This is a genomic window from Kribbella sp. NPDC051952, from assembly GCF_040680855.1.
GTDB lineage: Bacteria > Actinomycetota > Actinomycetes > Propionibacteriales > Kribbellaceae > Kribbella.
In genome coordinates this window covers 432,197-450,763 of record NZ_JBFAXQ010000003.1, presented here as the reverse complement: position 1 = coordinate 450,763, position 18,567 = coordinate 432,197, and the positions used below count along the sequence as shown (strand labels likewise).

At 68.6% G+C, this 18,567-nt stretch carries 14 protein-coding genes; 7 read left to right on the top strand and 7 right to left on the bottom strand.

Annotated elements, in window-relative coordinates; translation table 11 throughout:
* Positions 1 to 51 precede the first annotated feature (51 nt).
* Genes AB0L70_RS09230 through AB0L70_RS09215 form a run of 4 tightly spaced genes read left to right on the top strand, consistent with a single transcriptional unit; the run spans position 52 to position 5,196 of the window.
* Entirely contained in the window at positions 52 to 1,641 is a 1,590-nt protein-coding gene (locus AB0L70_RS09230; protein ID WP_363681758.1) for an AfsR/SARP family transcriptional regulator, read from the top strand.
* A complete protein-coding gene (locus AB0L70_RS09225) occupies positions 1,638 to 2,909 on the top strand; it encodes a hypothetical protein (RefSeq protein ID WP_363681756.1) in 1,272 nt (423 codons plus the stop codon). Before AB0L70_RS09230 ends, AB0L70_RS09225 begins: the two co-directional genes overlap by 4 nt.
* Positions 2,906 to 3,553, top strand: a complete 648-nt coding sequence (locus AB0L70_RS09220) for a helix-turn-helix transcriptional regulator (protein ID WP_363681754.1) — start codon at positions 2,906 to 2,908, stop codon at positions 3,551 to 3,553. Before AB0L70_RS09225 ends, AB0L70_RS09220 begins: the two co-directional genes overlap by 4 nt.
* Positions 3,553 to 5,196, top strand: a complete 1,644-nt coding sequence (locus AB0L70_RS09215; protein ID WP_363681752.1) for a right-handed parallel beta-helix repeat-containing protein — start codon at positions 3,553 to 3,555, stop codon at positions 5,194 to 5,196. The genes AB0L70_RS09220 and AB0L70_RS09215 overlap by 1 nt, the downstream gene beginning before the upstream one ends.
* 629 nt (positions 5,197 to 5,825) lie before the next feature.
* Here AB0L70_RS09215 and treZ read toward each other — a convergent pair.
* The 4 genes from treZ to AB0L70_RS09195 all read right to left on the bottom strand — a co-directional run bounded on the left by treZ (position 5,826) and on the right by AB0L70_RS09195 (position 12,790).
* Positions 5,826 to 7,553 (bottom strand): malto-oligosyltrehalose trehalohydrolase, encoded by a 1,728-nt coding sequence (gene treZ, locus AB0L70_RS09210; RefSeq protein WP_363681750.1) that lies wholly within the window; start codon positions 7,551 to 7,553, stop codon positions 5,826 to 5,828.
* 3 nt (positions 7,554 to 7,556) lie between these two features.
* Positions 7,557 to 9,953 (bottom strand): malto-oligosyltrehalose synthase, encoded by a 2,397-nt coding sequence (gene treY / locus AB0L70_RS09205; RefSeq protein WP_363681748.1) that lies wholly within the window; start codon positions 9,951 to 9,953, stop codon positions 7,557 to 7,559.
* On the bottom strand, positions 9,950 to 12,067 hold the full coding sequence (glgX, locus tag AB0L70_RS09200) for a glycogen debranching protein GlgX (protein ID WP_363681746.1): 2,118 nt from the start codon (positions 12,065 to 12,067) through the stop codon (positions 9,950 to 9,952). Before glgX ends, treY begins: the two co-directional genes overlap by 4 nt.
* A 63-nt stretch (positions 12,068 to 12,130) precedes the next feature.
* A complete protein-coding gene (locus tag AB0L70_RS09195) occupies positions 12,131 to 12,790 on the bottom strand; it encodes a TetR/AcrR family transcriptional regulator C-terminal domain-containing protein (RefSeq protein ID WP_363681744.1) in 660 nt (219 codons plus the stop codon).
* Between the two features lie 74 nt (positions 12,791 to 12,864).
* Here AB0L70_RS09195 and AB0L70_RS09190 point away from each other — a divergent pair, with 74 nt between their 5' ends.
* Both AB0L70_RS09190 and AB0L70_RS09185 read left to right on the top strand, forming a co-directional pair.
* A complete protein-coding gene (locus AB0L70_RS09190) occupies positions 12,865 to 13,560 on the top strand; it encodes a DUF4386 domain-containing protein (RefSeq protein ID WP_363681742.1) in 696 nt (231 codons plus the stop codon).
* 10 nt (positions 13,561 to 13,570) lie between these two features.
* Positions 13,571 to 14,335, top strand: coding sequence for a serine protease (locus AB0L70_RS09185; RefSeq protein WP_363681739.1), 765 nt, complete (start codon positions 13,571 to 13,573; stop codon positions 14,333 to 14,335).
* Here AB0L70_RS09185 and AB0L70_RS09180 read toward each other — a convergent pair.
* On the bottom strand, positions 14,330 to 14,551 hold the full coding sequence (locus tag AB0L70_RS09180) for a hypothetical protein (protein WP_363681737.1): 222 nt from the start codon (positions 14,549 to 14,551) through the stop codon (positions 14,330 to 14,332). The genes AB0L70_RS09185 and AB0L70_RS09180 overlap by 6 nt on opposite strands.
* A 63-nt stretch (positions 14,552 to 14,614) precedes the next feature.
* Here AB0L70_RS09180 and AB0L70_RS09175 point away from each other — a divergent pair, with 63 nt between their 5' ends.
* Complete coding sequence (locus AB0L70_RS09175) at positions 14,615 to 14,995, top strand: cupin domain-containing protein (RefSeq protein ID WP_363681735.1); 381 nt, start codon at positions 14,615 to 14,617, stop codon at positions 14,993 to 14,995.
* Here the strand turns inward: AB0L70_RS09175 and aceB are convergent.
* Together aceB and AB0L70_RS09165 are read right to left on the bottom strand one after the other, a co-directional pair.
* Positions 14,977 to 16,542, bottom strand: coding sequence for a malate synthase A (gene aceB / locus AB0L70_RS09170; RefSeq protein WP_363681733.1), 1,566 nt, complete (start codon positions 16,540 to 16,542; stop codon positions 14,977 to 14,979). The two genes, AB0L70_RS09175 and aceB, sit on opposite strands and share 19 nt — an antisense overlap.
* A 4-nt stretch (positions 16,543 to 16,546) precedes the next feature.
* Positions 16,547 to 18,565 (bottom strand): alpha-amylase family protein, encoded by a 2,019-nt coding sequence (locus AB0L70_RS09165; protein WP_363681731.1) that lies wholly within the window; start codon positions 18,563 to 18,565, stop codon positions 16,547 to 16,549.
* Positions 18,566 to 18,567 lie beyond the last annotated feature (2 nt).

The following is an 18,567-nucleotide window of genomic DNA, read 5'->3' as shown; positions in this document are numbered from 1 at the left end:
TCATCCCCCGGTGTCATCGAAATGTCATCGTCACCCCGGATCGTATGTGTCATGAACGGTCACTCAGCGCATACACCAGAGCGGTTGAGCTTCCGGGTGCTGGGCCCGCTCGAGGTCGACGGCCCGGACGGACACCCGCTCGACGTCTGCGGCGGCAAGCCGGCGACGGTGCTCACGCTGCTCCTGCTGCACCGCAACGCCTGGGTCAGCACCGACCAGCTGATCGACGCGGTCTGGGCCGGCCGGGACGTTCCGGCGTCGGCCCAGAACAACCTGAAGACCTATGTGTGGCAGCTGCGCCGGTCCCTGCCCGAGGACCGGATCGAGAGCCGCCCGGGTGCGTACCGGGTGTGCGTCCGGCCCGGCGAGCTCGACGCCGACGTCGCGGCCGGCCTGTGTGACGAGGCCCGTGAGCTGCTCAGTCGCAAGGCCGCCGCTGAGGCGATCGCGCTGGTCCAGCGGGCTCTCGGGCTGTGGCGTGGAGCGCCGTACGACGGTCTGACCGTCGACTCGGCCTCCGCGGTCGACCGGCTGGTGGAGCTGCACCGGACGCTGCGCGAGGACCTGGCCGACGCACATCTCGCGCTCGGGCGGCCGACGGAGGCCATCGCCGTACTGCGGGCGCTGACCGCGGAGGAGCCGCTGCGCGAGCTGGCCTGGGCCCGGCTGATGGCGGCGTACCGCCAGGTGGGACGCCGGCCGGACGCACTGACGGCGTACCAGCGGGCCCGGACCGCGCTCGTCCGCGACCTGGGGATCGAGCCGGGTGCCGAACTGACCGCGCTGCACCAGCAGATCCTGAGCGAGGAGGCACCCAAGCTCATCACCGCCCCGGTGAGTTCGAACCTTCCGCCGCGGGTGAGTGGCTTCGTCGGCCGCACGCCTGAGCTGCGGGTCCTGCGCGGCGCGACCGGCGTGGTCACGATCGACGGCATGCCGGGCATCGGCAAGACCGCGTTCGCCCTCGAGGCTGCCGCGGCCTCCGGCTTCGAAACCCAGCAGTACGTCGATCTCCGCGCCAGCATCTCGTTGCCCCAGGCAACGGGCTTGCTGATCCTCGACAACGCCGAGGACGCCGACGAGGTACGGCGCCTGCTGCCGAACGACCCGGCTGCGTTGGTCCTCGTGATCAGCCGCCACCGCCTGGCCGGCCTGGACCGCACCGACGCGATCACGCTGACAGCCCTGACGCCCAACGAGGCCGCGCAGCTCACGGATGTCGAGCAGGTCCTGCGGTCCTGCGACGGACACCCCGGCGCGATCCGGCACCTGGTCGAGCGGCTGCGCAACCGGCAGCCCTGGACGGTTGCGCGGATGGCCGCCCGCCTGGACGACCCGGCCGCCCGCTGCCAGGCACTGACCGAGGTCCTGGCCCGCTTCGACGCCGGGTACGACGCCCTGCCCGAACCGGTGCAGCAGTTCTACCGGCTGATCGCGATGACACCGCACTTCGATCTCCGCCGGGCCGCACGGCTCGCGGGTACCGACCAGTCCGAGGTGGAGCTGATGATCGATCGCCTGATGGATCTCAACCTGATCGCCGAGTCGGCGCCTGGCCAGTTCGAGCTGCTCCCGCTGGTCCGCGATCACGCTCACCAGCTGCTGACCGCGACCGAGCCGAAAGCTGAGCTGGTCGCATGAAGCCGCCTGCCTCCGCGGCTGTTGCCCCCGCGCACGAGCGGGCGGTCGCGGACGCCGCGGCGACCACAGCGGTCCCGCAGGCCACATCGGTCGGGGTCCCGCTCGCCCAGCCCAGGATCGAGGCGCCCCTGCGGCGGACCCTGGTTGCCGCGGCGTCGGCGGCGGCTCCGGCAGCGGAGCGCCTGAGCCTAGTGGCCGAACCGCCCGCCGCAGAGCCGGTGGCGGATGAGATCAAGCGTCCGGATCGGGTCGTTCACGTTGGGCAGATCGTCTGCTGGCAGCTCGCGGTGGTCGCGATCGGCGCGGCGACCGCCGCCTCGCGGACCGTGCTGATCCTGACCTCGATCGCGGCCGTGTCGCTGATTCTGCTCACTACGATCCGCGTCCGTGGTCTGTGGCTGTACCGCTGGGCCGGGCTCCTGCTGGTCTTCGTGATCCGGCGGCGCAAGCACGATCTCGGCGACGACATCGCGGTCCGGCTGGTCAGCACGTTCCATGGCCGGACGACGACCGCCGAGGTGATCGTTCGCGAGCAGCCGTACGGCGTGCTCAGCCGGCCGTCCGGGGCCAGCGTGGCCCTGCGGCTCGGCCCGGGAGCGCAACATGAGCTGCTGGACCGGCTCGGCTCGCTGGCTGACGCCACGGACGAGCAACCGGTCGGCATCGGCGTACAACTAGTGCTTCACACCGGGGTCAAGCAGAACCAGCCGCCGCGGGCCTGGATCGCGATCGCGGCCGAGCGGACGCCGGACATCGCCACCGACGAGCAGCTGGGTCAGGTGCTGGCCAACACCGTCCGTCGATTGGTACGGCGCTTGGACCGCGAGCGGATCGAGTGTCTGCCGCTGGACACCACTGATGTGCTCGCTTCCGTTGGTGCGCTCGCACATGCGAACGCCGGGCGTGGGCAGATCCACGAGCGCTGGTTGTCCTGGTCCTGCGGGCCGGTCCGGCAGCTCTGCGTCCGGCTGACCGGGTCCGCATCGTTGCCTGCGGCAACTTCGCAGGCGTTGATCGGCACGCTTCTCGGCACCGGCACCGGTGCCGCCCAGACGATCGCGGTCACCGTCACCAGCGCAGGCCGCGCGACTCCTGCCCATCACGACATCGTGCTCCGCCTGGCCGCCTCACATCCGGCCACGCTGGACACAGCCTTCTCCGTCCTGACCACGTTGGCCCGGTCCTTCGGGATCGAGCCGGAACGCCTCGACGGCCGCCACGCCACCGGCGTAGCCGCCACGCTACCTCTGGGGGTCCCCATCTCATGACCGTGACGATGATCAACCGCGCCGGCGGTTTTCAGCAGATTCCTGCGCACAGTGGGCTTGCCGAGTTGCTGGCGGGAGCAGAGCACGAGGTGATCGCGATGAGCAACCTGACTCCGGCCGGGCCGGTGTTCGGGCCGCGCGAGGTCCGGCACGGCGTTCGGTACCGGGCGATCTATCCCGACACCGCGCGCACCACCCCAACCGCCAGCCGCCACCTCGGCTCGCTCTCGCTGGCCGGGGTCGCGGTCCGGACGATCCCACATGTACCGATGAACGCGATCGTCATCGACGGTTCGGTCGCGGTCCTGCCCGCGGACTCGAGCACCGGCAGCGTCGCGGTGCTGCGGCTGAGCAGCGTGGTGGTCACGGCCCTCGAACTGTTCGAGCGGATCTGGCCGGACGCCGTACCGCTGGCCGACCAGGACCTGCCGGACGACACCGACCTGTCGATGCGCGAGCAGGAGATGCTCCGGCTGCTGGCCCTCGGCGCCACCGACGAGGTCGCCGCGGCACAGCTCGACATCTCGGTCCGGACCGTACGGCGGATGGTCGCGCAGATCATGAACCGGCTCGGGGCGCGCAGCCGCTTCCAGGCCGGCGTGAAGGCCGCCGACCGGGGCTGGCTGCTGGAACGGGCGTCCTGATGCCCACGCCGACCCGGGTCCTGACGGTCGCGGCGGACCGTCCCGGCGCGTATCCGACCATCGGCACGGCCTTGCTCGAGGCGCCCGAGGGTGCCGCGGTCGCGATCGCCGCCGGGACGTACGCCGAGACGCTCGAACTCACCGGCCGCTCGGTCACCCTGCTGGCCGAGAACGGCGCGACGGTGATCCTGGACGGCTCCGGCGCCGACTGGCCGACGATCCGGGCCGTCGACTGCGAGCTCACGGTGCGCGGGCTGGATATCCGCGCGGAGGCGGGCGTCGGCGTCTCGGTCGACCGTACGGCGCTGACGCTCGAGGAGTGCACCGTGACCGGCCGGACCAGGCCGGCGATCAGTGTGCACGCCAGTACGACGTTCTCGATCGAGAAATGCACGGTGAGCGGCGCGGAGACCGGGATCGTGGTCGAGGGTGCCGGTGGACAGATCGTGGACACGACGATCCGGGACATCTCCGGCGACGGGATAGTCGTTGCCTTGGGCGCCGATCCGCTGATCCGCGGCTGCACGATCTCCGGGTGCGGTGGGCGGGGTGTGTACATCTACCAGTACAGCCGGCCCGAGCTCGTGGATGTCGAGGTCGGGCACACCGGCACTGAGGGGATCGGGGTCGCGCACGGGAGTACGCCGGCGATCCGGCGGGCCGGCGTACATGACACCCGGGGGTCCGCGATCACGGTCGCGGTCGGCTGCGGTGGGACGGTCGAGGGGTTACGGGCGTCCAACACCGCCGAACCGGTGCTGTCGATCGCGGCGGGCAGCACGGTGGAGGTGATCGAGGAGAGTACGGCGGCTGTCGGCGAGGGTGGGCCTGTTGAGGAGTTGCTGACCGAGCTGGACACGATGGTCGGGCTGCCGGGGGTGAAGGCCGAGGTCCGGGCGATGGTGGACGAGATTCAGGTGGACGAGTGGCGGCGGTCGGCCGGATTGTCGGTGGGCGCGGTCAGTCATCACCTGATCTTCGCCGGGGCGCCTGGGACCGGGAAGACGACGGTTGCGCGGTTGTACGGGAAGTTGTTGAAGGCTCTCGGCGTACTGCCTGAGGGTGGGTTCACCGAGGTGTCGCGGCGGGATCTGGTCGGGCAGTACATCGGGCACACCGCGGAGAAGACCACGCAGGTGTTCGAGAATTCGCTCGGTGGGGTGCTGTTCATCGACGAGGCGTACACGTTGTCGCGGTCTGCCGGGACTGGTGGGGATTTCGGGCAGGAGGCGATCGATGCGCTGGTGAAGTTGATGGAGGACCACCGGGACGAGATCGCGATCATCGTGGCGGGGTATACGGCGGAGATGACGGATTTCCTGGCGGCCAACCCTGGGTTGGCGTCGCGGTTCTCGAAGACGATCGAGTTCGAGAACTACTCGGCGGAGGAGTTGCTGCTGATCACCGGGCGAATGGTTGCCGGGGGCGACTATCAGCTCGATCCGGCGGCCGCGCCACCGCTCACGTCGTACTTCGACCGGATCGCCGGCGGCGCAAACTTCGGCAACGCCCGCGAGGCCCGCCGCCTGGTAGAAGCCATGCGAAAAGCCCAATCCCAACGCTTACGATCCCTAGGCCGCCGCCCCACCCTGGAAGAACTCCGCTCCCTCCAGGCCGCCGACGTAAAAGTCGCCGCCACCTAGCTCCCGCCCGAAGCTGGGGAGGATTACCCACCCGATCCGGTCCACAATCCTCCCCAACCCCTGAGGTCGGGGGCATCCCAACTTCCTCTTCTTGCAAGAAGGCGTGCCGCAGTGGCCGTCGGGTTCCCCTCCCCCTCACCTATCTTTTCTTCTTTTGCTCTTTTGCGAGAGGACGTGCCGCAGTGGCCGTCGGGTTCCGGCACGACGGCCACTGGGGTGGCGGCTTGTGTTCGGTGACCTGGTCTGGCGGGCCCTGCCACCGGGTGGATCAGCCTAGGACTGCGGTGCTTTCGTCGCGCGCTCCCGAGCGCCGGCCGGACGCCGCTCACGGGATGGTTCATGGGCGCTGCGATCAGCAGTCCGTGGGGCCGGGCACACGGGTCCTCGGCGGATCGGTCCGCCTCCCAGTCGCCGGCTCTTCCACTGTTTTTCTTCGTAGTCGTAGTAGGTGTCAACGCCTCCGACGGTCATCCAGAAATCCTCCCTCGACCCCCCGTCCCCTGCTGCCTCAACAACAGTCCGTCACCAGACCCCCACGGCACAAGGGATTCCAGAAATCACCACCGATGAACACGGATGAACGCCGTGTTCTGTTGGATTGCGCTGGAAATCTGAGCTGTTGGAAAGTCTCAGACAGCGACGATCGCGACACCGTGACCCGGCAACCGCACTCCGCCATCGACCGTATCCGCCGTACCGTACGCCATCACGATCCACGCGTCGCCCGCGTCGATCGGCACCACGGCCTCGGCCGCCTGCAGATTCGCCACCACCCGCAGGCTCCCGCGCGTCACGACCAGCCAGGCACCGCCCGGATCGTACGAGATCCCGACCGATTCCAGCCGGTCATCGCGCAGCTCAGGCATCTTGGCCCGGAACGTGAGCAGATGCCGGTACCAGTGCAACAGCTCGTGATGCGGCGACTCGTCCGGCTCGGACCAGTCGAGCACCGAACTGCGCCAGGTCTCGGGGTCCTGCGGATCCGGGATCTGCTCGGCATCCCATCCAAAGGCAGCGAACTCACGCCGCCGACCGGTCCGCACCGCCTCGGCCAGCTCAGGTTCCTCGTAGTCGGTGAAGAACCGCCACGGCGTCGACGCGCCCCACTCCTCCCCCATGAACAGCATCGGCGTGTACGGCGACGTCAGTACGAGCGCCGCACCGATCGCCAACTGTCCCGGCGTGAGCGCGGGCCGGTCGCCGAGCGCACGGTTGCCGACCTGGTCGTGGTTCGACGTGTACACGAGGAACTCACCACCACTGTGCTTCGCCGGGTCGACCGGCCGGCCCCAGTTCGCGCCCCGGAAGGTCGAGTACGACCCGTCGTGCAGGAACACCTTGGTCAGCGTCTTCGCGAAGACCTCCACCGGACCGAAGTCCACGTAGTACCCGAACCGCTCGCCGGTCAGCAGCGAGTGCAGCGCATGGTGGAAGTCGTCACTCCACTGCGCGGTCATCCCACGGCCGCCCGCAGACACCGGCTCGACCATGCGCGGGTCGTTCAGATCGGACTCGGCCACCAGCCCCAACGGCCTGCCCACCTCCGCGGACAGTTCCGCGGTCTCGGTCGACAGCTGCGCGAGCAGATGCGTCGGACTGTCATCCAGAAACGCGTGTACGGCGTCCAGTCGCAAAGCGTCGAAGTGGAACGACCGGAACCACCGCAGCGCGTTGTCACAGATCCACCGGCGTACCTCAGTGCTGCCGGTGTCGTCGAGGTTGACCGCCGGACCCCAGGGGGTCGAGTGACGATCGGTGAAGTACGGACCGAACTCGGCCAGCCGGTTCCCACTCGGACCGAGGTGGTTGTAGACGACATCGAGGCACACGGCCAGTCCGGCCTCATGACACCGGTCGACGAACCGCTGCAACGCCTCCGGTCCGCCATAGGGGTCATGGACGGCATAGAGGTGCACACCGTCGTACCCCCAGCCTTGCGTGCCGGGGAACGCCGCGACCGGTAGCAGCGACACCACCTCGACGCCCAGCAGCGCCAGGTAGTCCACGTTGTCCGCCGCCGCGTCCAGAGTGCCTTCCGGCGTGAACGTCCCGATGTGCAGCTCGTAGAACACCGAGCCGCGTACATCCCGGCCGGTCCAGACCTCATCGGTCCACTCGAATCGGTCCGCGTCGAAGACCCGGCTGAACCCGTGCACGCCGTCCGGCTGCCATGCACTCCGCGGATCCGGCAGCGGCTCGCTCCCGTCGACCGAGAACGCGTAGTCGGTCCCGTGGTGAGCCTCCACGACCTCCCGCTCCCACCATCCGTCATCCACCGAGTTCAGCGGCAGAGTGCCGTCCCTGAGCACCACGTCGACAGCTGACGCGGACGGGGCCCAGACGCGGAACGTGTGCATGCTTCAGCTCCTGACCAGCAGCGCTACCGGGAGGTCTTCCAGCAGCTCGTGGATTCGGGCTGCTCCACTACCCAGCTCACGGCCGGTCAACACGTTCTTCCACTGGCCCGGCGGGAGAACCAGCGTGCTGTCGCCCCACCCGCCGAGGCGGTGCAGGGCCGCGGGGAGTCTGGTGGCCACGGTGATGACCGCATCCCCGCGGGCGAACGCGACGGCGTGGCCGTTGGACGTCGGCAGCGGGGTGTAGCTCCCGGCGAACGCCTCCGGGTACTGCCGGCGGATGCGGAGCGCCCGCGAGGTGACGAGCAGCTTCTCGTCGGACAGGTCCGCCGGCGCGCCCCCGTCGTCCAGTCGGCGCAGGCGGTCGACCCGGTGCTGGTAGTCCACCGGCCGCCGGTTGTCCGGGTCCACGAGCGACAGGTCGATCAGCTCACTGCCCTGATAGACATCAGGTACGCCGGGCATCGTGAGCTGGACCAGCTTCTGCCCGAGCGTCGCCGCCCGGACGAACTCGGTCTGGTTGGCGGCAAAGCGCCGTACCGACTCCAGCACGGCCTGGTCGTTGAGGACCGCCGTGGCGAAGGTTGCGACGGTCTGCTCGTACTCCTCGTCCGGCGAGGTCCAGGTGGTGAGGCGCTTGGCCTCACGGATCGCCTTGAGCAGGTAGCCCTGCAGACGCTCCGCAGAGATCGGTCCGTCGTCCCAGGTGCCGAAGAGCGTCTGCCAGAACAGGTACTCCGTACTCCCGTCCAGCAAGGGACTGCGGTGGTCCTCCGACAGCCGTCGCCACTCCCGGACCGCCTCGGCCCAGGCGGCGGGCTGCTCCGACAACACACCGAGCCGGGCCCGCACGTCCTCGGACCGCTTGGTGTCGTGGGTGGACAGCGTGGTCATCGTCTTCGGCCAGTGCTGGTTCAACCGGCCCGCGAAGGCGTGGAACTCCTCGGGCGAGACCCCGAAGTGCTCCGGGTCCCCACCGACCTCGTTCAGAGCCGTGAGCCGGAACCACCGGTAGAACGCGGTGTCCTCGACGCCCTTGGCCATCACCGGCCCACAGGTCTGCTGGAACCGCACGATCAGCTCGTGCCGCGCGTGCTCGTCGATCCGGCTCGTCTCCCGGCCCAGCAGCAGATGCAGTACGACGTCCAGCGTCTCCTGCCGGTCGTCGTCAAGATTCACCCGCGCCTTCTCGGCCGCCCGCTCCAGCGCCTCCACCGCGGTCGGCGACGGCTCCTCGCCAGGTACGACGTACGCCCGGTAGATGTCGAACTGGACCAGCAGCTCGACAACGACCTCGTGGAACGCCCTGCGGGTGTGATCGCGCAGTCGTACGTCGTCCTGGCAGATGCGGGCCAGCAACTCCACCAGCCGGTGCACCTCGGCGTACTGACCGTGCTGGACGATCTCGCGCTTCGCCTCCTCGACGACCCGGCCGAAGTCGGCAGGCTCGCCGGTCAGCTCGGAGTGCAGCGCCGAGAGCGGCGCGGCACCCGTGGGGTCGACGAAGAGGCCACCGACCCGGAGCAGAGCGTCGTACCCAGTAGTGCCGGCACAGGGCCAGTCACGGGGCAGGTCCTCGTCGCCCTCGAGGATCTTCTCGACCACGACCCACGCACCGCCGGTGCGCTCGGCCAGCCGGCGCAGATAGCTGCGTGGGTCGGCCAGACCGTCCGGGTGGTCGATGCGGAAGCCGTTGAGCTTGCCTTCGTGCGAGAGCTCCAGCAGCAGCGCATGCGTCGCCTCGAAGACCTCCTGCGTCTCCACACGGACCGCTGCGAGCGTGTCGACGTCGAAAAAGCGCCGGTAGTTCAGCTCCTCGTCCGCAACCCGCCAGTGCGCGAGGCGGTACCACTGCTCGGTCACGAGCTCCTCGATCGGCAGACCCTCTGTGCCCGGCCGGAGCGGGTACTCGTGGTCGTAGTACCGAAGTACGTCGCCATCGATCGACAGCTCGTTGTCCGCCAGCACCTTCCCGATCCGCTGACCCAGCACCGCCATCAGCAGCGGCTGGTTCCCCGAACCCCAGTCCACGTCGAACCACTCGGCGTACGGCGAACCCGGCCCGTCCCGCAGCACCGACCACAGCGCCTTGTTCAACCGGGCCGGCGTCGGCACCGCGACATGGTTGGGTACGACGTCAGCCACAGCGCCCATGCGGTGATCGGCCAGCTGTGCGGACAGCCGATCGAACGCCGGGCGACCGCCCGCCGGCTCGGACAGCCGGCTGTGGTCGACCACGTCGTACCCATGGGTGGAACCGGGCGCGGCCTGCAGGATCGGGGACAGGTACGCGTGCGAGATCCCGAGGTTGTTCAGGTACGGCACTACCGCCGCGGCGTCGTCGAAGCCGAACTCCGCGCGCAGTTGCAGCCGGTAGGTGGCCTGTGGGACTGCTGTCACTGAGCTGCCCGTCGCGGCCGGGTCAGGACCAGCATGCCGTGGGCCTCGATCCGGATCGTGCTGCCCGCGATGTGCTCGCCTTCCTCGGCCCGGCCGGTCGGCCTGACGGTGTCGACCACCACGGACCACGCCTCGCCGTACTCCTTCACGGGCAGCAGGAAGTCCTCCGGCTCGTAGTTGCTGTTCAGCAGGATCAGGAACGAGTCGTCCACCACCGGCTCGCCGCGCGGGTCCGGCTCCGAGATCGCGTCACCGTTGAGGAAGACCGCCACTGCCCGGGCGTCGTCGCGGCTCCAGTCCCCGTCCTGCATCTCCTGGCCGTCCGGGGTGAACCAGACCAGGTCACCCAGCCCGTCGACCCCCTGGTCGCCGTGGAAGAACCGGCGGCGCCGGAACACCGGGTGCTCGTTGCGCAACCGGACCAGTTCGCCGGTGAACTCCAGCAGGTCCTGCTGCTCCTCGGTCAGGTCCCAGTTCACCCAGGCGAGCTCGTTGTCCTGGCAGTAGACGTTGTTGTTGCCGGACTGGGTCCGGCCCAGCTCGTCGCCGTGGGCCAGCATCGGGACGCCCTGCGAGATCAGCAAGGTGGCCAGGAAGTTGCGCTGCTGCTTGGCCCGCAGCTTCACGACCTCGGCGTCGTCGGTCGGGCCTTCGGCGCCGCAGTTCCAGGAGCGGTTGTGGCTCTCGCCGTCCTTGCCGCCCTCGCCGTTCGCCTCGTTGTGCTTCTCGTTGTACGAGACCAGGTCGCGCAGCGTGAAGCCGTCGTGCGCGGTGATGAAGTTGATGCTCGCGAGCGGGCGGCGGCTGTCGTCGCGGTACAGGTCCGACGAGCCGGTCAGCCGCGAGCCGAACTCGGCCAGCGTGTACTTCTCGCCGCGCCAGAAGTCGCGGACGGTGTCGCGGTACTTGCCGTTCCACTCGGTCCACAGCGGCGGGAAGTTGCCCACCTGGTAGCCGCCGTCGCCGACGTCCCACGGCTCCGCGATCAGCTTCACCTGGCTCACCACCGGGTCCTGCTGGACCAGGTCGAAGAACGCCGACAGCCGGTCCACTTCATGGAACTGGCGGGCCAGTGTCGACGCGAGGTCGAACCGGAACCCGTCCACGTGCATCTCGGTGACCCAGTAGCGCAGCGAGTCCATGATCAGCTGCAGTACGTGCGGGTGCCGCATCAGCAGGCTGTTCCCGGTGCCGGTGGTGTCGTAGTAGTGCGACTTGTCCGAGTCCACCAGCCGGTAGTACGCCGCGTTGTCGATGCCCTTGAACGACAGCGTCGGACCGAACTCGTTGCCCTCCGCGGTGTGGTTGTAGACGACGTCGAGGATGACCTCGATGCCGGCCTCGTGCAGGGCCTGCACCATCGTCTTGAACTCGGTCACCTGCTGACCGCGGCCGCCCAGCGAGGAGTAGGCGTTGTGCGGGGCGAAGAAGCCGATCGTGTTGTAGCCCCAGTAGTTGGACAGGCCCCGCTCCTGCAGGTGCCCGTCCTGGGCGAACTGGTGCACCGGCATCAGTTCGATCGCGGTCACCCCGAGCTCCTTGAGGTGCTCGATGATCGCCGGGTGCCCGATTCCGGCGTACGTGCCGCGGATCTCCTCCGGCAGGCCCGGGTGGGTCTTGGTCAGGCCCTTGACGTGCGCTTCGTAGATCACGGTCTCGTGGTACGCGTGCCCCGGCGGACGGTCGTTGCCCCAGTCGAAGAACGGGTTCGTGACGACCGAGAGCATCGTGTGCTCACGGTTGTCCATCGTGTTCAGCTCGTCGGGCTTGGCGAACCGGTAACTGAACAGTGACTCGTCGGCGTCGACCTGCCCGTCGATGGCCTTCGCGTACGGATCGAGCAGCAGCTTGGACGGGTTGCACCGGTGCCCCTCGGGCGGGTTGTACGGTCCGTGCACCCGGAACCCGTACCGCTGCCCCGGCTGGACCGCCGGCAGGTAGGCATGGTGGACGAAACCGTCCACCTCGGACAGCTGCACCAGCTGCTCGGTCCCGTCGTCACCGATCAGAGCCAGATCTACTCGCTCAGCTACCTCCGAGAACACCGCGAAGTTCGTCCCGGAGCCGTCGTACGTGGCTCCGAGGGGATAAGGACGACCAGGCCATTTCTGCACCCGACGACAGTAGCCACCTCAAGCCGTTCAGACCTCATCGGTGCGAATTTTAGGTCTGACTGTTCACTCGAGGCCGTCGAGTAAGCGGCGTAGACCCCAGAGGTACTGATCGGTGCTGATGAAGCGGGCCATGGTGGGGGCCGCCGCCGCGGAGCGCGGGAAGATCTCGGCGGGGATCTGGTCGAAGGTGGCTCGGCGGCGGGTGATCCGGTCCTCCTCGGGCGGCAGCGGGCCGGGGTCGGTCTCGTCCGCCACCTCGAGCGCGATCGCACCCAGGACGTAAACGATCAGCAGGTACGTCGCCCGGGCCGCGTCGGCCGGATCGAGTCCGGCGCCGATCAGGACGTCCAGGAGGCGCTCGTTCAGGGCGGTGGTGCGCGGGCCGTCCATGGGCGCACTCATCAGCAGGCCGGCCGCGCTCGGGTGGGCGACCAGCCGCTCACGAACACCGAGCGCGAGTGCCTCGATGCGGTCGCGCCACGGCTTGGTCTCGTCGGTGAACGCACCCGTGTCGGACTCCCCGAGGAGCTTCTCCACCAGCGCGCGAATCACCGCCGACTTGTCCGGGAAATAGGTGTAGACCGCATTCGGCGCGACCCCCACCTTCGCCGCGATCCCCCGGATCGACAGCTGCCCCTCGCTGTCGAGCAGCTCGAGCGCCGCGGCCAGCAGCTCGTCCTCGCTCAGTGTCCGCCGCGGCCCGGGCCGCCCTCTAGTCGCCATCTCTGGACAGCGTACAGGATTACATGCATCCTATCTCTGTACGCCGTACAATTTCTGGGAGGGGAACCCACATCATGCGCCGCATCACCGGAGTGCTGTTCATCGTCGCCGCCGTCGCTTTCGCGATCGCCGCGTCCGTCCTGTCCGCGACCTTCGACTGGCCGGACATCCTGCGCGAACCGGCGGACAAGGTCCTGACCGAGTACGTCGCCGGTGGGGCCGGCTTGACCTGGACCTGGCTTGCCGTCGCGTGGAGCTACGGGCTGCTCGCGATCCCGATCTTGATGTTGCCCAAAGCAATCAATCGGGAGGGATCGACCGTGCTGCGGATCGCCACCGTGATCGGTGCGGCATCGGTCCTGTTGTCGATGATCGGCTTCCTGCGCTGGGTTTTCGTCGTACCGCCGCTGGCTCGGGCACACGCTGCCGGCGACACCACGGTCGCGGCCGCATGGAACGCACAACACCAGTACGGCGGTGCGCTGCTCGGCGAGCACCTGGGGGAGATTCTCGCCATCGCGTGGAGTGTCGGGGTCAGCGTCGTCATCCTGCAGACGCAGGTCCTGCCGCGGTGGATCGGCTGGGCCGGCCTGGTCGCGAGCGTCCTGTACTTCCTCAATCAGGGCGACATCATGGCGACCGCCGTACCCGGCTTCCCGGTGTGGGAGCCGGCCGGACTGCTCGGCAGTACGGCGTGGGGCGTCTGGACGATCCTGCTGGGCGTAGGACTGGCCGTTCACCTAAAGCGCACGCGGGCTTACTTGGAGTAAATTCGCGCGCATGGTGAAACGGGCCCTCCTTCTCGTGGGCATTCTCGTGCTTGTCACCGCCGGCGCCTCCCCGGGTCAGCCGCTGGTGATCGGTGGGACGCTGGCGAGTGTGAGTGAGGCCCCGTGGGCGGTCGCGCTGACGAACACGCAGTCCGTGCGGCCGACCGGTCGCTGGTGTGGTGCGGTGCTCGTCCGCCCGGACAAGCTCGTCACGGCCGCTCACTGCATGAGCAAACCGATCTCGACGTACGCCGCTATCCAGGGCCGGGCCGATCTCACCGCCGACAGCACCGGGCGCGTGTCCAAGATCAGCAAGGTGTGGATCCACCCCGGGTACAGCCCGAAGAACAGTCGCAACGACTTGGCCGTACTGACGCTGTCGAAGCCGTTCACGGGGGTCCCGGTGATCACGTTGGAGACGAACCCCAAGGCCGACGTACGCGGCGCCGTACCGACGGTCTACGGCTGGGGCGACACCAACGGCACCGGCCCCGACGACACCCTGCAGAAACTCGCGGCCCCCGACCTCGGTGACGCGACCTGCCTGGCCAACAAGGAGTACGTCGCCAACGGGTACGCCGCGGCGTCCAACGTCTGCGCCGGCTACCTCCAAGGCACCGCCGACGCCTGCCAAGGCGACTCCGGCGGCCCACTGGTCCTCAACGGCCGTCTCCTGGGCGTCGTCTCCTGGGGCAAGGGCTGCGCCCAACCCGGCTACCCCGGCGTCTACGCCGAAACAGCCGCGGTCGCGAAGGCAGTCGCAGCCCAGCTATAGGACTGCGCCTCGGGGTGCGATCTCGATGGCGGCTACGCCGCGGGCGTACAGCACGAGCAGGCGGTTGCCGTGTTTGCAGCGCAGCACCCCGTCGGTCCCCGTCAGTGCCTCGACCGCATGTGCGACGAGGTCGTCGTCGGACGCGCCTTCCCCCTCGTAGGTGACGTCAAGCTGGTCACCGCTGAGGAGCCGAACCCGCAACACGATGCTCGTCATCCCCGCAGACTACGCGTGCCCCCGTGCAGGCAGGAGAGCTCGCGCGGGGGCAGACTGAGGGTTATGAGTGAGCCGGTGCGGGTGATCAAGGCGGGCGAGCTGGTGTCGGCGGATCCGACGGCCGGGATGTTGCGGATGCGGGCGTTCGAGTTGCCGATCCTCTGGGCCGGGCAGGTCATCACCCAGCCCGGTGCGATCTCCGGCTGGCATCACCATGACAAGAACGAGAGCAGTCTCTACATCGTGTCCGGCGTACTGCGGCTGGAGTTCGAAGGCACCGATGAGTACCTCGATGCGGTCGCCGGCGACTTCGTGCACGTGCCGGCGTTCACGATTCACCGCGAGAGCAACCCCACCGCCGACCCGTCGCTCGCGATCATCGCGCGGGCCGGCGGTGGGATTCCTACGGTGAACGTCGATGCGCCTCAGCTGAAACGTTCGTAGGCCGGGAGCGTCAGGAAGTCGACGTACTCGTCGGCCAGGGCAACCTCGAGGAACAGCGCCCGGGCGGACTGGTAGCGCAGGTACTGGTCGAGCTTGGCGATCTCCTCGTCCGCGATCCGCTCGACCAGCTCGGTCGTGACGGTGTCGCCGGTGTCGAGGACCACGCCGTTCTGACGCCACTGCCAGATCTGCGAGCGCGAGATCTCGGCGGTCGCGGCGTCCTCCATCAGGTTGAAGATGCCGACGGCACCCGTCCCCTCCAGCCAGGCCGCCAGGTACTGGATCGCGACGCTGACGTTGTTACGGAGACCGGCCTCGGTCACCTCGCCAGGCGTGGCCGCGACGTCGAGCAGCTGCTCGGCCGTCACCGAAACGTCCTCACGGAGCTTGCCGAGCTGGTTCGGCTCCGAGCCGAGGACCGAGTCGAACACGGTCCGGCAGGTCTCGACCATACCGGGGTGCGCGACCCACGAACCGTCGAAGCCGTCGCCGGCCTCGCGCGTCTTGTCCGCCTCGACCTTCGCGAACGCCTGCTCGTTCACGGCCGGATCCTTGCTCGGGATGAACGCCGCCATCCCGCCGATCGCGTGCGCCCCGCGCTTGTGACACGTCCGCACCAGCAGCTCCGTGTACGCGCGCATGAACGGCACCGTCATCGTGACGCTGTTCCGGTCCGGCAACTGGAAGTCGGTGCCGCGGGTCCGGTGCGTCTTGATCACGCTGAACATGTAGTCCCAGCGACCCGCGTTCAGCCCGGCCGAGTGGTCCCGCAGCTCGTAGAGAATCTCCTCCATCTCGAACGCGGCCGGGTAGGTCTCGATCAGCACCGTCGCCCGGATCGTGCCCTGCGGGATGCCGAGGGCATCCTGCGCGGTCACGAACACGTCGTTCCAGAGCCGCGCCTCCAGGTGCGACTCCATCTTCGGCAGGTAGAAGTACGGCCCCTGCCCGCGATCCAGCTGCAGCTGCGCGCTGGCGGCGAAGTACAGCGCGAAGTCGACCAGCGCGCCGCTCACCGGTACGCCGTCGACCTTGAGGTGCTTCTCCGGCAGGTGCCAGCCTCGCGGCCGTACGACGATCGTCGCCAGCTCGTCGTCCGGCTTCAGCGCGTAGCTCTTCGCGTCGGTGCTGAAGTCGATCTGCCGCTTGATCGCGTCGAGCAGGTTCAGCTGACCGCCGACCACGTTCTCCCAGGTGGGCGTGTTCGCGTCCTCCTGGTCGGCCAGCCAGACCTTCGCGCCCGAGTTCAGCGCGTTGATCGTCATCTTCCGGTCGGTCGGCCCGGTGATCTCCACCCGCCGGTCGACCAGCCCCGGTGCCGCGGGAGCGACCCGCCAGTCCGGGTCGTCCCGGACATCCTTGGTCTCCGGCAGGAACCCGAGTGACGCCCCGGCCGCGATCTCCGCGATCCGCTGCTTGCGTCGCTCGAGCAGCTCGTGCCGCCGCCCGTCGTACTCGCGGTGCAGTGTCTCGATCAGACCGAGCGCCTGCTCGGTCAGGATCTCGTCGTACCGCTCGCCCCGTGCCCCGGTGACCTCGACTGTCACGAACTCACTCCTTCTCGTCGAAGACGACGACCTCATGATCGGTTATCCGCGCCACCTCGACCGTAATCCAGCCGTCCCGCTCGTTCACCTCCGCCTCCCCACCAGCCACCAGGAACCGGGCCCGCCGGCCGCTCGCCTTGAGCCGCACCGTGAAGGGACCGGCGGGGGTGAACTCCTCCAGGCGACCACGCCAGGCACCGCCTTGGTCAAGGTTGACCAGGTGCAGGACGACCGACTCGCCCTGCCGGTACAGCTGGCAGTCGAGTACGCCGGCACCGTCGACCTGGAGCGGGATCCCGGCACCCCGGACCAGATTCGCGAGCACCCGGCCGTGGTCCGGATGATGATGCCGCGCGTACTGCCGGTCGAGATCCGCCGCGAGGTACGCCGTCCGCTCACCGAGCACCACCGCCGGTACGTCGCTCCGCGGCTCGGTCATCCACGACTTCTCCGGCGGGTAGATCGGGAACGGCGGGATCCACGTGAGCGCCTTGCCGGAGTCCGCCTCGACCACCTCCAACTGCCCGCCGAACGGCAGCACGTCGGTGTCGCCCTCGAAAACCGATCGGTCCTCGATCCGCAGGTAGCTGTGACTGTCGTAGTTCTCCCAGTCGGTCACCTTGCCGTCGCCGAGCCGCTTCCCGGTCCAGCGAATCCCGAGCAGGTCACCGAGCGCGAAGTCGTCCCGTCGATCACCCCACTCGTCGTACAACCCCGACTCCCCAGTCACGACCAGGCGCCCACCTGCCTCCACATAAGCGCGCAGTTGTGCGCACTGGTCGTCGGTCAGTACGCCGACGTTCGGGACCACGATCACCTCGAAGCGATCGTCGATCTCAGCGGTCGGCAGGTACGGGATCCTGGCCCGGACGAGTGCGTCCACCCAGCCGCGGTACGGCAACTGGCTGACCGTCTCCGGGTCGTCCTGTCCGTGGAAGTCAACACTGCGCTGACTCCACAGCAGCCCGACCGTGGCGACCGGCTCCCGGTTCACCAGGTACTTCTCGTGCGCCGCATGCCACTCGAACAACGGCTCGGCTGTCGCGTACTGCCGCCGGTCGTCGTGCACCGACCCGATGTGGTGCCACCACGGCTGGATGCCGCCGGCGAACCCTTCCAGCGCCCACATCCGCGCTTCCGGCTCGGGCTTGCTCCCGAGCCGGAAAGTCGGTACGCCGGCGTCGTACATCGCGGTGCTCTCCGGGATCAGCGTGTCCCAGCCGAGCAGTCCGTGCAGCCGTTTGCCGGTGTCGGCGTTGGCCTGGAACCCGGACTCCTCGTGCCGCCACTGCGAGTCGAGCATGAAGATCGAGGCCCGCTTGCAGATCTCCAGGTCGTCGCGCAAACGCTTGCTCTGCGCAACGACCTCGCCGCCGTTCATCCCGATCCACAGGCAGTCCGGCCCGCCGGCCTTCCGGGTGACCTCGTTGTTGAGGTCCCAGACGTCCAGCCGGCGGTCGTAACTCCACCGGATCCATTGCTTGTAGACGGGATCGCTCCAGTCGGGCGATCGCGGCAGGTCCTGACCGAAGCTGTCCCGGCAGTTCGGGCAGTAACAGATCGAGTCCCGGCCGAGGCCGCTCCAGCTGTTGTCGGTGAGCCCGTCCGGTGCGGTGCGCTCGATGATCTCCTCGAGGATCCCGGTCAGGAAGTCCCGGTAGTACGGCCCGGTGACGCAGGCGACGTACAGCTTCCCGGCCCGGTAAGGGTTGCCCTCGGCATCGACCGCGAACCAGTCCGGATGGGCGTCGTACAAGGGCTGGTGGGCCCGGTTCGAGTCCATCCGGGCCAGTACCGTCAGCCCGTCCTCCTTGGCGAGCGCGGCGATCTCGCCGTACAGGTCGCGATCGCCGAGGAACTCCGCGCGGTGCTGCAGTTCGAACTTGCTGGGGTAGTAGGCAACGATCCCGCCGGCGTTGACGATCACCCCCTGCACCTTGGTGCGACGCCAGTGCTGCCGCCACCAGTCGGCGTCGTACCGGGCCGGATCCTTCTCGGTGAGATTGGTCTGCGCCCACCTCAAGG

Coding starts and splice junctions, on each gene's coding strand:
- AB0L70_RS09230 (WP_363681758.1), top strand. CDS start 52: ATGAACGGTCACTCAGCGCATACACCAGAGCGGTTGAGCTTCCGGGTG.
- AB0L70_RS09220 (WP_363681754.1), top strand. CDS start 2,906: ATGACCGTGACGATGATCAACCGCGCCGGCGGTTTTCAGCAGATTCCT.
- AB0L70_RS09185 (WP_363681739.1), top strand. CDS start 13,571: ATGGTGAAACGGGCCCTCCTTCTCGTGGGCATTCTCGTGCTTGTCACC.
- AB0L70_RS09175 (WP_363681735.1), top strand. CDS start 14,615: ATGAGTGAGCCGGTGCGGGTGATCAAGGCGGGCGAGCTGGTGTCGGCG.
- AB0L70_RS09195 (WP_363681744.1), bottom strand. CDS start 12,790: ATGGCGACTAGAGGGCGGCCCGGGCCGCGGCGGACACTGAGCGAGGAC.
- AB0L70_RS09190 (WP_363681742.1), top strand. CDS start 12,865: ATGCGCCGCATCACCGGAGTGCTGTTCATCGTCGCCGCCGTCGCTTTC.
- treZ (WP_363681750.1), bottom strand. CDS start 7,553: ATGCACACGTTCCGCGTCTGGGCCCCGTCCGCGTCAGCTGTCGACGTG.
- AB0L70_RS09215 (WP_363681752.1), top strand. CDS start 3,553: ATGCCCACGCCGACCCGGGTCCTGACGGTCGCGGCGGACCGTCCCGGC.
- AB0L70_RS09225 (WP_363681756.1), top strand. CDS start 1,638: ATGAAGCCGCCTGCCTCCGCGGCTGTTGCCCCCGCGCACGAGCGGGCG.
- AB0L70_RS09180 (WP_363681737.1), bottom strand. CDS start 14,551: ATGACGAGCATCGTGTTGCGGGTTCGGCTCCTCAGCGGTGACCAGCTT.